The sequence below is a fragment of the Desulfovulcanus sp. genome (assembly GCF_982781345.1).
On record NZ_CEYAEZ010000015.1, the window covers coordinates 13,962 to 29,265 of the forward strand.

The following is a 15,304-nucleotide window of genomic DNA, read 5'->3' on the forward strand; positions in this document are numbered from 1 at the left end:
ATAATGAAGCGGTGAAGCGGATAATGGCAAAAACACGGATGAAAAGAGGACTAAATACACCGTTTCACCGCTTTCTAGTTTCACTGTTTCATCTTCTTATGGTTTGCTCTCGTTCCGGACCCACTGAAATAATTGTGACTGGAACATTTAAGATTTGTTCTATTTTTTGAATATACTTTTTGGCGTTTTCCGGGAGCTCATCAAATGTTTGACAAGTGCTTATATCCTCTTTCCAGCCAGGAACGGTTTCGTAGATAGGTTCTACTTCTGCGAGACTGTTTTCTTCCTGGGGAGGATAATAGATTGTTTGCCCTTTGTATTTATAAGCAGTGCAGAGTTTTATCTCCTCAAGTCCACCCAGGACATCCAGTTTGGTCAGAGCGATATCGGTTGGCCCATTAAGACGCACTGATTCCCGTAAGATAACCAGATCTAGCCATCCACATCTTCTTTTTCGCCCAGTGGTGGCTCCAAACTCTGATCCTTTTTGCTGCATATAATCGCCGTGTTCATTTTTTTCTTCAGTGGGAAAAGGTCCACTGCCCACTCTGGTGGTATAGGCTTTGACCACGGCAACGATTTTTTTCAGAGCCCGTGGTGAAGTGCCTGCCCCGGCTGATGCATTTCCTGCAACAGTATTGGAAGAGGTAACAAAGGGATAAGTGCCATGGTCAATATCTAAATGCGTACCCTGTGCCCCTTCAAAGAGAACAGCTTTTTGCTCGTTATTGGCATTCTGAATTTCAGCACTCACATCGCCCAAATAAGGAGTTAGTCTTATTGCCAGAGGTTCGATCTGCTTAAATACCTCTTCAGGGTCTAACGGCTCACGATTATATAATTCTTTAAGAATAACATTTTTTTCTAATAATGCCTTTTTAATTTTGGAGCGCAAAAGTTCGAGCTTGGTAAGATCACCGGCCCGAATACCAATGCGAGCCATTTTGTCTTCATAACATGGTCCGATACCCCTTCCTGTTGTTCCAATTTTATCTTCACCGGATTTAAAGGCCTCGCGTGCGGCATCCAACAACTTATGGTAAGGCATAATGAGATGGGTTTTTTTGCTGATAACTAACCTCTCCGGAGTCACTTCAATGCCATTAGCAGATAAATTGTCAATTTCCTGGCATAAAATTTCCGGGTCCAGGACAACTCCGTTGCCAATAAGACATTTTTTATCTTTATGCAGAATTCCAGAAGGAATCAAATGTAAAATAAAGGTCTTTTCACCAACAACAAGGGTGTGACCGGCATTGTTTCCACCTTGAAAGCGGACTATTAAATCAGCTTCCCGGGTTAATAGATCAACTATTTTTCCTTTACCTTCGTCGCCCCATTGGGCACCCATAACGACTAGATTAGCCATGCTTTCCTCCACAATTTGAACTTTGGCCAGGGACTCAAAACAGGAGAAGATGAACATAATTTGAGCAAATGGCAAGGTTTCGTAAAAAAATAAATTTATGAAGTCAATTGGAAAGGATTGAGTCGAATTTTAAACCTCAAAATTTTTATTTACTGGATGATGCCACGGAATATTCAAATCTATTCCCACCTTTTAATTTGGCTTTATACATGGAATTATCGGCGGTTAACAATAATGTGTCTATATCAGAAGCTATTATAGGATAATAGCTTATACCAATACTTGCCCCAACGGAACAACTATTTTTGTTAAGTGAAATTGGCTTAATAATACTGTTGATTAATTTTTGGGCCACAATGCCAGCATATTTAATGTTTTCTAGGTCCTGGAGAATTATTGCAAACTCGTCTCCACCAATCCTTGCTACTGTATCTGTTGAGCGCACCATGGCTTTCATTCTAGAGGCTACTTCCTGTAAGACAGCGTCACCGGCTGTATGGCCAAAAGTGTCATTTATGGGCTTGAATTTATCCAGATCTATATAAAGCAAAGCAAAACCTTTTTGTTCACGCCTTGCCCTGGCAATTGCCTGTTCTGCGCGATCCATAAACAGTCTCCGATTTGGCAGGTCGGTCAGCTGATCATACATGGCATAATGTTTAATATTCTCATCTAGTTGTTTGCGTTCTGTAATATCTGCTAGATAACCAACTACTTCAGTGTCTTTACCTTCTTCATCCCTTGCTACACGTGCTTCATCATGCACCCATCTCCATTCCCCGTTTTTATGCTGAAAACGGTATTCACAAATGTAACAACGCTTTAAAGATAATGATTCCATCTGTGGTTTTATTCTTGATAAATCCTCAGGGTGGATATTTTTTTGCCATAAACTTTGATCCTTGATAAATTGCTCCGGATCATATCCAAATATTTTTTTCATGTTTTCACTGATAAACACAAAATCATGCATTTTATCAATGTTTTTTGTGTAAATTACTGCTGGATTTGATTGGATAATGTATTCAAGACGTGTTTTTAATAGATCGAGTTCTTTTAATTTATTCTTTAATTTCAGCATTAATTGATTTCTTTCAATAGCATATAAAATAGAATGTGATAATAAATCCTTTCGCAGACATCCTTTAATGAGATAATCCTGAGCTCCATTAGCCAGACTATTTAATGCATTGTCATTATCATCGATACTTGTTAAAATTATTATAGGTGTACCACAGCTTTTTGTTTTAATTGTGTTAAAAGTATCTAAAGCATCAGAATCGGGAAGCATCAGGTCAAGAATTATCAGGTCAAATTTTTTCTTTTGCAAATATTTTTTGGCATCTGCAAGCGTTTCAACGTGATCTGTTTTAAAGTTTGTGTACTCAATTTTTGATAGCATCGATAAAATAATTTTTGCATCTATCAAGCTATCTTCAACTAATAGCAGGTTTAAAATTTTCTGTTTCATAGTACACCTGCAAATATTTTTAAATAGGAACCTATCTCTAGATTGGAGTGCTTAATGTGAAATTATAGATGTCATTGTAAAAAAACATTTTTCAAAATTTTAACAAGATAACATGCCGGGCTATCCTTCTTGTTTGTTCAATATTTCTGTGATTACTTTTAAGAGTTGATCCTGCTTGATTGGTTTTGTGGTATAGTCGTCCATTCCTGCCTTAAGACAACGTTCTTTGTCTGTCTGCATCGCAAGGGCGGTCATGGCTATAATAGGGATATGATCCCCTGTTTTAGATTCTTTTTTGCGAATGGCTTTTGTAGTTTCGAATCCATCCAGCTCTGGCATTTGACAGTCCATTAAAATGAGATCAAATTTTTCATTTTCTAATATATCTAGCGCTTTTTTCCCGTTTTCAGCAACAACTACATTAAATCCCCATTTTTCAAGAATGATCTTAGCCAGCTTTTGATTAATCAGATTATCTTCGACTAAAAGAATCTTATATTTTGAAAAATCTATAGATCTTTTGTCTTCTCCTTTAATATAATTATCTTCGCCTTTGTTGTCTTTAGTATTTTTTTCGGATTTTGAGGCAATGAGAAAAGGTATTGCAAATTTTACAGTAGTTCCTTTGCCCAATTCGCTTTCAAGCGAGATGCTTCCACCCATAAGCTCTACTAATTGTTTACATATTGTTATTCCAAGACCGGTTCCACCATATTTTCTCGTAATGCTATTATCAGCCTGCGAAAAACTATCAAAGATAGTCTCCATTTTATCTTTTGGGATACCTATGCCAGTATCCTTGATCGTAAAAAGGATAATTGCTTTTTCTCCTTGTTTTTCTTTTTGTCTGGCTTTTAGAGTCACTGTAAGGTTTATTTCACCTTTTTCTGTAAATTTGATGGCATTGTTGACTAAATTATTTATGACCTGCATCAGTCTTACCTGATCGCCTATGATGAGGTCTGGCACTTGAAAATCTATATTATAATTAAGTTTCAGTCCTTTTTTAGCAGCAAGGATAGCAAATGGTTTGACGGTTGAGGCTATGGTATCTTTGATGGAAAATTTATTTTTTTCCAAATTCAATTTACCTGCCTCTATTTTTGAAAAGTCCAGGATATCGTTTAATATTTTTAAAAGACTATAGGCCGATGATTTGGCCATTTTCAGAAAATCTCTTTGCTCTTGTGAAAGGTCAGTGTCCATGACAAGATCGATCATGCCAATGACACCGTTCATCGGGGTGCGCAATTCATGGCTCATATTAGCCAAAAACTGGCTTTTTGCCTTGGTAGCTGCCTCGGCCTGTTGTCTTAATTGTTCAGATTCCTTAAGTGCAGAGGAGAGGTTTTTGGCTGCTTGTTCTGCTTCTGATTTGGCAGCAATAAGTTGCATTTCTGTCTTTTTTCTTATCTCTATTTGTTCCTCCAATTCTTTGTTCTTCTCCTCCAAAAATTTTCTTTGTGTTGAAGCTTCCTGGTACCTCGCATTTATGGCTGACTGTCTGATACTTATAACAATCGCAAAAATTATTCCTCCTAATATGCCTGTCGACAATAGAATCAGTCCTGTGAGAAGTCCTTTTTGCTTGAAGGGACCAATAACTTGATCAGCATCTACTATTTCAAATAAAGAAAATGGTGTGCTGGGAACGAGTGAACCATAAATTATTGAGTCTTGGTTGCCTGGTACAAGTTTTACCCAAAATTCTTTTTTTGTTGGCAATTTATCTATGGTTGTAGGCTCATTATTTTCGTTTGATTCATACCATTCTTCACCTGATTTTCGTTCTTTCAAAGGAACAAATTTTAAAATTTTACGGAAATTATTACCAGCTGGATCAAATAGAAAAATTGTTTCAGAGCCGGAAACTATAGCTGCAAGTCTTTGTTTGGTATTATTGGATTGAATACGGGAAGTATATTCCTTTAAAAAGTTTTCAAAAATAGTTTGAAAATTAATCCAGGCCATAACTCGGCCTTTTAATTTATCTTTGACCATACACGGGGCTGAGACAAACAGAAAATTTTTGTTGTCCTGATCAGGGGCGATAAATATATTTTTTTCTTTACCGAGGAATGATTTATTCCATTTGAGCTTACCTAGATTTTTATTGTCACTGCATTTTGTATCCGCCAGAATTATGCCATCTGAGTCAACTAGGACAATCCGAGTATAAATACTTTTACCATTAAAAGTCCTTTCCTGCACATATTTTTTAAATTTTGCATTTATATTATAGAGACTGCCCCTGAGTCCGTAGACCATGGTCATGCCGAGGGCCTTATTTTGAAAATAGGCACGTATGGTCCTGTCCATTGCCAGGACCTGCAAATCCTCTTTGCGCTCACATAAAAAGTAACCGAGGTTATGAGCGCGATCATCAACTTCAGCCTGAAAGCGATCAAGTGCAAATAACTGTAAACGGATGTGAGAGGTGTAAACGAGATGAATCAGGAACCAAACATAACCAAAAAGAATCAGTCCCGCCAGCACAGGCAAAAAATAAAGGAGTATGTTCTGCCGATGGAAATGTGTGTTGGTCTTTAAATCGATAAATCGTAATGGACTCATTTTTTACTTATTAGCCTGAAGAAGATCATTAAAAAATTCAGGATAATATTCAAACACGACCGGATAATACTTTTTGACTAGCCGGATATAAGTCCCATCTTTTTTACATTTGTCTAGAAATTGATTGTAGGCTTGCCGCAGTTTTGGGGCATCCTTGGGGAATGCAGTGGCCATCCTTTGAGGTGGAGAGATCGGGCCAACAACTTTGATTTGTCCCGCCCAATTTTCCAAGGCTATCAGGGCATCAGGTACATCTAAAAGCGCGGCTTCTGCCTCGCCTTTGATGACAGCATAGGCCAAGTCGTTTAATTGTCCCGGGAAATGGATAAATTTGGCTCCTGCCTGTTCAAGTTTATATAGACTGCCATCAAGACAGGTTCCTGATTTGCCCAAAACAGTTCGTCCCTGAAGTTTTGCCTTGACCGCAGCGATATCTTTGGCAATGTCACCAGTAGGAGTAATTGGAGAAATATCCGAGTCGGACCTTACTATGAGCCATACTTGTGTGGGAAAAATAGGGTCAGAAAATAGAACAATTTTTTCTCGCCAGGGAAGCATTGTTAGACCATTGGCGGCTATATCCCCCCGTATTGGAGTTTGATCCAGCATTTCTACATCATTGCCCTTTGGTTTGACTTTTTTACCAATAAGATCAGGTATCACCATGTCCCAGGATGTCTTGACATATTGGTATGCTAAACCTAAATCTTTAGCAAAAAGTTGAACAAGTTCTGCATCTAAACCATCCCCCATGCCTGTAACAAAATTGGCATAGGGTACTCCCAGATGTTTCAAGACTCCTCTTTTTTTTATCTCATCAAGATCTGCAGCCCCAGCATATCCACCAAGGAAAATCAAGAAGGTTATCATGAATATTGTCAGCATAGCAAAAGACAGTTTTTGAAATTGCATATCTGCGTCCTCCTTCTTTGTTAAAAGAGGTTATTTTACTGTAAAAATAGCAAGGTTCCATTTCTTAAGCAAGTTGGAACTTTATTGATATAAACTTTTTAATTTACTTATTAAGAGTCTGTGGCCAAACTTTACTCAGAGGACAATTTTTATTTTTTTCAATCCTGATTTCTTTCATGCTGGTGCAAATGCCTGGACCCATCTATAGCTTGCTTGCGGGCAGAGCATAATGGGACGTTTAGGATAAATGAAGATTCTTTTTATTGTCGATAGTTATGGTCAATCCCGCAAAACATTTAGCCCATTTACCCCGATGCTCTGTCTTTCCGCAAGCTTCGTCAAGATGGCTTACCCAGCCCTTTGCAATGCTTTCAAGAAACCAGGATTTTCAATCTGGTGGTCAAAATGGGGTTTGGCCACAGACTCTTAAGGAAGGTTAGGACACAATGGTTTTATGGGGGGAGGAGAGATGATTATTGGACAACCACCTATACCGTAAGCTATGGCTAAAGTAATTTCTGAGCGAGGCGAAGAATTTTCTCCGAATTTTTCATATTATTCTTCCTCCCGCATTTGGCGGGATTTTGTTAAAAAGGTTAATATATGTCCAAAAAGTCACTAAGCGCACAAAAGCTTTTGCTTCTTTTGATTTTTATACAATTAGTTCTTATTTTTGGACATATTTATTACCAGCTTTATTATTGGCCCAAAAAAACTTTGCGGATTGTTTATCTTGATTCCGAAAGGGTAAAGTCTAGACTTTACCCTTATGGTCCTGGTCTGGAACAGGAGCTAGTGGATATTTTTTGTCACCAAAATGGTCTTAAGGCTACGTGGAGTAAAGTAGAGAATTTAGAAGAGGGGCTAAAAAAACTTCGTCTTGGACTTGCTGATTTATTTATTGGTCTGACAACAAAGGAAGAGTTTCAGGACGACAGAATTAGATTTGGCCCGGCTTACTTGAGTAATAATTTTATCGTTGTCCACAACAGATTTCGTTTTCCTCTTCGTCGGCCTGACGAATTGTGTAGAGTCGTAGTGTTTATTCCTGATAAAGAGATTTTTGAAAAAAAATTAATCTCATATCAAAAGAAACTATCTTGTTCCATAAAGGCGAAACGATTAATCCCGAAAATGGAAAAGTTGTATCAAGCCATAACTGAAAACAAGGCCCGTTTTGCACTGACCGATAGAATAAGTTTTAATCACTGGCATCCATATTTTATAGACGTAAGAAAAACCTATTCGTTCGATGACATATTTGACTATAAATGGTGTTGGTCTACACGTTATAGTGAACTGAATAGCATGTTAACAGCATTTTGGGATGATTTTTTTGGCAGCAGAGAATTTTTTCGTTTAAAAGAAAAGTACTATGGTTTTTTTCCATCAAGAATCGATTATTATGAATTAGATCATCTTATGGATATTGTAGAGTTGGTTTTGCCAAAATATGATCAGTATATCCTGGAAGCAGCAAGACTATACAATATAGACCCACTTCTTCTTGTGGCCATGATCTACCAAGAGTCTCATTTTAATCCCAGGGCAAAAAGTAAAACAGGTGTACGCGGACTCTTGCAGTTAAGCTTAGATACAGCCAGTTATGTAGGTATTTCTAATCGTATTGATCCTAAACAGAGTATTCTGGGTGGGGCTAAGTATTTGAGATTTCTTGGGAATAAAATAATAAGAGAAAAGGGTGTTAATGGGTGGGACAGGTGGTTTTTTGCTTTAGCCGCGTATAATCAAGGGCCAGGTCATCTATATGATGCCATGGATCTGGCAAAGCGGCTCAAAAAAGACCATCTTAGTTGGATGGGCTTGAAGGAAGTATTTCCCCTTCTTAGCTATAAAAAATACTATCGAACCGTAAAAAGAGGTTATTGCCGGGGATTTGAAGCTGTAGACTATGTTCAGAGCATTCGATATTATTATTATATTTTACATGGATTAGTCGTTCTGGGGCGACCTGAAGCTAAGCACCTTGCCAGCTTTCTTGACTTTGTTCCCCCGGACTGGCCCAACTGATGGAGGAGAGTCATTTTTTTCCTCGCTGGTGTGTTTATTGTCCGGTTTGGCCCAGAGGTGGTTAAATAGCTGATTTTTCCAGCGTACAGACTGAATCATAGACAGGATAAGCACATCTTCTTCCCACCTTTTGCTGGGGGAAAAGATTTTTACCCGTTCATAGTATTTTTCCCACAATGACATGAGTGAGGCTTCATCCAACTGGTTTAATTTTTCTGCTAAGTTGCGTAACATCTTATCCATTTTTTCTCCAGATTGACTTTTTACGTGGATATTCACACCGAGGTATCCTAACAATAAATTTCAAACCCGCCGGGAAGTACCGCAACACTCAATGCACCCATTTTCGATTTGCCCAGCAGGAAGGCCTATGATAGAAGCACTTTTGCTAAGGCGCTGATTCTGCAATGCTTAGAGCTTTTGGTCAAGCGTGATTTAATAGGGTAAATGCAGAGGATAAAATGTTAATAAATCCAATTTACTAAATGACTATAGGATGTGCGCTATGTCATTGCGAGGAGCGAGCTTGAGCGAGCGAAGCAATCCCAAACTTTAAATTGCAAAAAAATCTTACAAGTTAGCAATAAGGTATATAGTTCACAAGTTTGTTATACTAGCTCGCCTTTGGCGAGATAAACTCAAAATATTGGAGGAAAGTATGAAAAATATCAAGGAAATGTATAAGACAGTTGTCAAAGATCCTTTTCCCTCGGAGATGAGTTTAACTTTAGGAGATCAAGTCTTGAAATTTGTGAGAAGATCCTGGGTTATTGAAGGAGAGGAAAAGGGCCTAAGGTACGGGGAAAATCCTGATCAGCCCGCAGCTTTATATGAATTGGTTGAAGGCGATCTAGAGCTTGGAGGAGTGAAATTTCGTTCTCCGGGTGCCGGACTGGTTTCCAGTCTCAAAGAAGAAAATCTAATTCAATCGGGAAAACATCCGGGCAAGATCAATCTCACCGATGTGGATAATGGTATTAACATCTTGCAATATTTGACCAGAAAGCCGGCTGCGGTCATATTAAAACACAACAACCCGTGCGGAGCTGCCTGGTCGGAACAAGGCTTGGAAGAAGCATTGAGCAAGGCCTATTTTGCGGATCGCATTGCTGCGTTTGGTGGTGCTGTTGTTGTTAATAGGCCGTTACCTAAAGAGTGTGCCGAGTTTATGACTAAATATTATTTTGAGGTGGTAGCAGCGCCTGCTTATGAACCGGGGGCAATTGATGTCTTAAAGACAAAGAAAAATTTACGTATACTGGAAATACCAGGCCTCGCTGAATTAGAAAAATTAGTGAACACGCCTTTTTTGGACCTCAAATCATTGGTTGATGGCGGGATTATTGCCCAATTTTCATTCCGGAACAAAATTTTAAGTGCAGATGACTTTATTCCTGCTTCTGCGGAAAAAGATGGGCAGGTGGTCATGGCCAGGAAACCTGATTCTCGCGAGATGGATGACTTGATCTTTGCGTGGGCAGTGGAGGCAGGAGTGACTTCCAACTCTGTAATTTTTGCCCGGGATGGTCAGACAGTGGCCATAGGCACTGGAGAGCAGGATCGGGTTGGCTGTGTGGAACTGACTATCCATAAAGCCTATACCAAGTACGCTGATAATCTGGCTTTTAGTGAACATGGCCTTTCACTGTATGAATTAAAATTAAAGGCCAAAAATGATCCGGAGGCAGCCAAGGTCTTGGAAGATATCCAGGAGAGAACCAAAGCTCACAAGGGCGGACTGCCAGGTTCTGTCATGGTTTCTGATGGTTTTTTCCCTTTTAGGGACGGAGTAGACGTAGCCATTGAGCAGGGCATAACTGCCATTGCTCAGCCAGGAGGCTCTATTCGTGACTTTGAGGTTATTCAAGCTGTTAATCAGGCTGAACCACAGGTGGCTATGGTATTTACCGGGCAGCGCTCATTTAAACATTAAGAGAATCAGGGTTGAGGACTGAGTGATGTATGATGGGCTCAGAACTCAGAGCGGGATATTGATAGAGAGGAGCAAGATAAGAGTTGAGCAATTAGTTGGGTTTAGGTGGGAATAAAGGGGTAGATTTATGGTTAATTATAGAAATCAGGGCAATACTGATAAAAATTCGGTCCATAACGCTCAGACCTCAGCCCTGTTTCCTCAGTCCTCAATTCAGCCAGGAGCAGTAGTCGAATATTTGCAGAACAATCAGGCTCAGATAGCTTGGGTTTTGGACGTGCAAAGCTCCCGGCTCAGGGTCTTTAATGTTAATCAAAGAGAAATGAAGTTGCCGGGTTCCAGGGTATTGCCCTGGGTTGGTCCGGCATATTCTGATTCATTGTCCAGGCAGGATATTCTAGATAACCTGAAGAAACACCAGTCCAGACGCGAAAAATTGACCAAGGAGATTGATGTCCTGGAAGTCTGGGAATTGGCCCAGGGAGAAATTACACAGGCTTCTATCTTTTGGTTTGCAAGTCTTATCTGGGAAGAACCATCCATAGATCAGATAGCGGCTCTGGGACGGGCCATGCTCGGAGCCAAAACGCATTTCAAGTTTAACCCTCCTGACTTTGAGGTTTACAGTCAGGAGGTTGTCCAAAAAAGAGTTGAACAATTAAGACAAGCTGCCTTAAGGGAAAAATTAGTCAGCCTGGGACAAGATTTTTTAAAGACACTATGGCAAAATGTAGGAAAGCAAAAAAAAGTTGTACCGCCTGATGATCCTGAAATAAGGGAACAGATAAAAGAACTTTTATTAAAGAGAATTAAGGACCCTGAGGATCGGGAAAGTGAGAAAATTTGGAAGCAGATATCTCGCGGACTGCCCGATGATCCTTTGCTACCGCTTGTTTTAGCGCAAGAGTGGGGCATACTTCCTAAACATTATAACTACCTGCTAGATCAGGCCGAGTATGACTGGGGTAGATCATGGGAAGATAAGTATGCCGGGCAGATTGAACAGATTAAAAAGAAAATTTCCCAGGATATAAAGGAACCTGCTCTGAGCGAATTAGTCAGTATTGACTCAGAATCCACAAAAGATATTGATGATGCCTTTTATGTAGCAAGACAGGATACAGGTTTTCGTTTGAAATTGGCCTTGGCCTGTCCGATTTTGGGTTGGGAATTCGGCTCTGAGCTGGACCGGGCCGTGATGCATAGGGTGAGCAGTCTCTATCTGCCTGAAGGTACTAGCCACATGCTGCCTGTGGAGCTGGCTACGCAGACTTTTAGTTTAAAGCAAGGCGAAACCAAGCCTTCTCTCTTGCTAGATTTTATTGTGGATGAGCAGGGGAGAATAGTTGAATTTAAACCTGAGTTTGCCTGGATAAGGGTACAGAAAAATTTAACCTATTCTCAGGTTGAGAAAATTTTGGTTGAAAAGCAAGACCAGATGCTCGAACAGGCTCTGGGACTTGCTCGTATCCTTAGGCAGAATCGTCTGGACAATGGGGCTGTTGTCATTGAGCAGGCAGAACCGGAGATTGTCCTTCAGGACAGGGACGGTAAAGTTGTTGTTGATTTACAGGATAAACCCTTTTATGCGCGGGCCCAACTTATTGTATCTGAGTTCATGATTCTGGCTAATATGGCCATGGGCTTATGGGCCATGGATAAATCAGTGCCTTTTTTATACCGTACTCAGGATATTGTTTTGCCGGAACAAAGCGGGGGAGTGTGGACAAAGGCGGAAGAAATTTATCCTTTGGTTAAGGCTATGGGTGCCACTATTACTGAAGTTACCCCTAAGCCTCATCGTAGCCTGGCCGTTGCCGCTTATGCTCCCATCACTTCTCCTTTACGACGCTATGTTGATTTCTTAAATCTGGCCCAGACCATTACTTTTTTGCAAAAAAACATCCCGTTGTGGTCAAAGGAAGAATTGGAAAAGTTACTTCCCTATTTGAATTCTCGTCAGGGTGCGGTGAGCCAAGTACAAAGATTTCGGCCAAGATACTGGAAGTTGGTCTATTTTCAGCAAAAGGCTAAGGAGATGAACTGGACAGGGGTTGTTGTAGATAAATCCGGACCGTTAGTTGTGTTATCTTTGCCTCGAGAGCAGATATTAGTGCGCGTTGCGCGCAATATTATAGGGGATAAAGTCAGAATCGGACAAAAATTTAAACTAAGACTGGGCAGAGTTGATCCTTTGCACAATGAAATCAAGGTCAGCGGAGCACAAGAAGTTTGTTGATGTTACTCCGTGGAATAATTGAATTGTGAGCAGTTGAGCAATTTTTAATTTTTAAACACATTGGAATAAAAGTCGATTTTGAGCCACCGACGATTCTCACCCAATGGGTGAGATTGCCACGGGCAGCTTTGCTGCCCTCGCAATGACTTCGCGCTCATCCTGTCATTGCGAGGAGCGAGCGTGAGCGAAGCGACGAAGCAATCTCAAAGTTTGAACTGTAAAAAAATAGCTCAATTTAGGAGCAATATGTTGCGCGGCAAATTGAGTACATTGAGTTTTTTTGAGCTTGTAAGGGCGGCCTGTCCGGTCGAGCATGGGCTTCTTGGAGTTTAGTTTGCAACGTTATTTCTAAACTTTGAGCCTGCTACCTTGAACTTAAACCTAGTAAATTTCAATAATGATATTATTAATTGATGTAGGGAATACAAATATAAAATTTGGCCTGGCAGATAGGGATAATATTTTGGGTGGTTTTGTTTTGCCCACGAATATCTCTGAGACATCTGACTCGCTGGGTCTGAAAATTTTACAGATGCTTCAGTTTAATCGGGTGGAACCAGGGAGCATTCAGGCCTGGGTTGTTTCCTCTGTAGTTCCGCTTATGGACAGTTTGCTCAAACAAGCCGGGCAAAGATTTTGTCATTGTCCTGTTTATTTTGTCCCGAATGACATTTCTTTGGGGTTGCAAAATAAATACTCACGTCCCAATGAGGTAGGGGCAGACAGGCTAATCTGCGCTTTTGCCGCAAGAAAGTTATATGTTAATAAAGGGCTTATAGTTGTTGATTTCGGTACAGCGACGACCTTTGATTGCGTATATGAACAGGATTATCTTGGCGGTTTGATTTGTCCTGGAGTTTTGTCTTCAATCAAGGCCCTGAGTACGCAGACAGCCAAGCTCCCCCAAATCAATTTGGATATACAAAATAAAGACCTTGAAATAGGTCGGAGTACAAAAGACAGCTTAAGCCAGGGGATTATTTTTGGTTTCGCTTCCCTTGTTGATGGATTGGTTAGTAAGTTGGAAAGAAAGTTAGGTGAAGATGTTTTTATCCTGGCCACTGGCGGGTTTGCCGATAAAATTGCTAGTGTATGCATTAAAATTCAGGAAGTCCGTCCGGATCTTCTTTTTCATGGTTTAAAGATGGCTTATTATATTGAAAAAGGCTAGAGAGTCTGTAGCCAAACCATATTTAAGAGGGCAAGTTTTCATAATTATTTTCAGCTTTGGATTCTTTCATGCAGGTGCAAACTCATGGACCCATCTATATATTGCTTGCAGGCAGAGCATAATGGGGGATTTCATTCAGGACGTCCTTACTTTTTGATCTTTTAACCTTGGTTTTCCCACTGCAAATTACAAACTTTAATATAAAAAAGGAGAATAGAGATGAGTATTATTACCGATATCTGGGCTAGGGAGATTTTGGACTCCAGGGGTAATCCCACTGTTGAGGTGGAAGTTGTTTTGGAATCTGGTGTGTTTGGACGTGCAGCAGTGCCTTCCGGGGCATCTACTGGCTCCAAGGAAGCCTTAGAGCTACGTGATCAGGATAAGTCCAGGTATGGCGGCAAAGGCGTGAGCAAGGCAGTGGCCAATGTGCTTGAAGAAATAGCTGACGAAATTATAGGCTATGATGCTTTGCGTCAGGTTGAAATCGATGAAATGCTCATTGACTTAGATGGCACTGAAAACAAGTCAAAGCTTGGGGCAAATGCTATTTTGGGTGTTTCGTTAGCTACAGCCAGAGCAGCAGCCAATTTTCTCGGACTCCCTTTGTATCAATACATTGGCGGGGTAAATGCCAAAGTCTTGCCTGTTCCCTTGATGAATATTTTAAATGGTGGGGTGCATGCACCCAACAATCTGGATATCCAGGAATTTATGATTATGCCCTTGGCAGCGGCTACCTTTAGAGATGCCTTGCGCATGGGGGCTGAAATATTCCACGCCCTGAAAAGTATTTTAGCCAAGGATGGGCTCTCTACAGCCGTTGGTGATGAGGGTGGCTTTGCTCCAAACTTAAAGAGTAATCGCCAGGCATTTGATTATATTATAAAGGCTATAGAGGAGGCAGGTTATCAGCCCGGTTCAGAAGTTGGCCTGGCCATTGATGCGGCAGCAACAGAGTTTTATCAGGATGGTAAGTATAACCTTCAGGGAGAAGGTAAGGTTTTTACTGCTGACGAGCTTATTGATTATTACAAAGAAATTATTGCTGCCTATCCATTGATTAGTATTGAAGATGGGCTGGCGGAAAATGACTGGGAAGGCTGGAAGGCTATGACTTTAGCCCTGGAAAATAAAGTCCAATTGGTGGGCGATGATATTTTTGTCACCAATCCGTCCTTGTTGGCCGAGGGGATCATGCAGGGTGTTGGCAACTCTATTTTGATTAAATTAAATCAGATCGGAACGTTAACAGAAACTTTGGATACCATTGAGATGGCCAAAGAGGCTTCTTACACTACTGTTATTTCTCATCGTTCAGGAGAAACAGAGGATACTTTTATCGCTGATCTGGCTGTGGCCATGAATGCTGGTCAGATCAAGACCGGCTCGCTTTGTCGTAGCGACCGCCTGGCCAAATACAACCAGCTTTTGCGCATTGAGGAGGAACTTGATGAGCAGGCTATTTACTTTGGTCCGGCTATGGCGAGCCAGTTGAGTTAGTGAACAGTGATCAGTGAACAGACACTAAAATCAGTAGACAGTGAACAGAAATCTACGTCAAACGTTGAACATCGAACCTTGAACGTTGAACATTGAACAAC

At 40.5% G+C, this 15,304-nt stretch carries 10 protein-coding genes; 5 read left to right on the plus strand and 5 right to left on the minus strand.

Annotated elements, in window-relative coordinates; translation table 11 throughout:
- Positions 1-88 precede the first annotated feature (88 nt).
- The 4 genes from AC3WVG_RS03935 to AC3WVG_RS03950 form a co-directional block, all read right to left on the minus strand.
- Positions 89-1,369, minus strand: a complete 1,281-nt coding sequence (locus tag AC3WVG_RS03935; protein ID WP_488796878.1) for an adenylosuccinate synthase — start codon at positions 1,367-1,369, stop codon at positions 89-91.
- A gap of 145 nt (positions 1,370-1,514) precedes the next feature.
- Complete coding sequence (locus AC3WVG_RS03940) at positions 1,515-2,840, minus strand: diguanylate cyclase domain-containing protein (protein WP_488796879.1); 1,326 nt, start codon at positions 2,838-2,840, stop codon at positions 1,515-1,517.
- A gap of 120 nt (positions 2,841-2,960) precedes the next feature.
- Positions 2,961-5,414, minus strand: a complete 2,454-nt coding sequence (locus tag AC3WVG_RS03945) for an ATP-binding protein (protein ID WP_488796880.1) — start codon at positions 5,412-5,414, stop codon at positions 2,961-2,963.
- Positions 5,415-5,417: 3 nt separating this feature from the next.
- Positions 5,418-6,326, minus strand: a complete 909-nt coding sequence (locus tag AC3WVG_RS03950; RefSeq protein ID WP_488796881.1) for a transporter substrate-binding domain-containing protein — start codon at positions 6,324-6,326, stop codon at positions 5,418-5,420.
- A 603-nt stretch (positions 6,327-6,929) separates the two neighbouring features.
- On the opposite strand from AC3WVG_RS03950, the gene AC3WVG_RS03955 reads away from it, so the two are divergent.
- Positions 6,930-8,357, plus strand: a complete 1,428-nt coding sequence (locus tag AC3WVG_RS03955; protein WP_488796882.1) for an MltF family protein — start codon at positions 6,930-6,932, stop codon at positions 8,355-8,357.
- Here the strand turns inward: AC3WVG_RS03955 and AC3WVG_RS03960 are convergent.
- Entirely contained in the window at positions 8,280-8,600 is a 321-nt protein-coding gene (locus tag AC3WVG_RS03960; RefSeq protein ID WP_488796883.1) for a hypothetical protein, read from the minus strand. The two genes, AC3WVG_RS03955 and AC3WVG_RS03960, sit on opposite strands and share 78 nt — an antisense overlap.
- Before the next feature lie 415 nt (positions 8,601-9,015).
- Here AC3WVG_RS03960 and AC3WVG_RS03965 point away from each other — a divergent pair, with 415 nt between their 5' ends.
- From AC3WVG_RS03965 to eno, 4 genes are all read left to right on the plus strand, one after another.
- The gene (locus tag AC3WVG_RS03965) at positions 9,016-10,290 is read left to right on the plus strand and encodes an IMP cyclohydrolase (RefSeq protein WP_488796884.1); all 1,275 of its coding nucleotides are present in this window, start codon (positions 9,016-9,018) and stop codon (positions 10,288-10,290) included.
- A gap of 127 nt (positions 10,291-10,417) precedes the next feature.
- Complete coding sequence (locus tag AC3WVG_RS03970) at positions 10,418-12,529, plus strand: ribonuclease catalytic domain-containing protein (RefSeq protein ID WP_488796885.1); 2,112 nt, start codon at positions 10,418-10,420, stop codon at positions 12,527-12,529.
- A gap of 397 nt (positions 12,530-12,926) precedes the next feature.
- Complete coding sequence (locus tag AC3WVG_RS03975; RefSeq protein WP_488796886.1) at positions 12,927-13,700, plus strand: type III pantothenate kinase; 774 nt, start codon at positions 12,927-12,929, stop codon at positions 13,698-13,700.
- A 219-nt stretch (positions 13,701-13,919) separates the two neighbouring features.
- Positions 13,920-15,203: a phosphopyruvate hydratase gene (eno, locus tag AC3WVG_RS03980; RefSeq protein ID WP_488796887.1), complete on the plus strand. Its 1,284-nt coding sequence runs from the start codon at positions 13,920-13,922 to the stop codon at positions 15,201-15,203.
- Positions 15,204-15,304 lie beyond the last annotated feature (101 nt).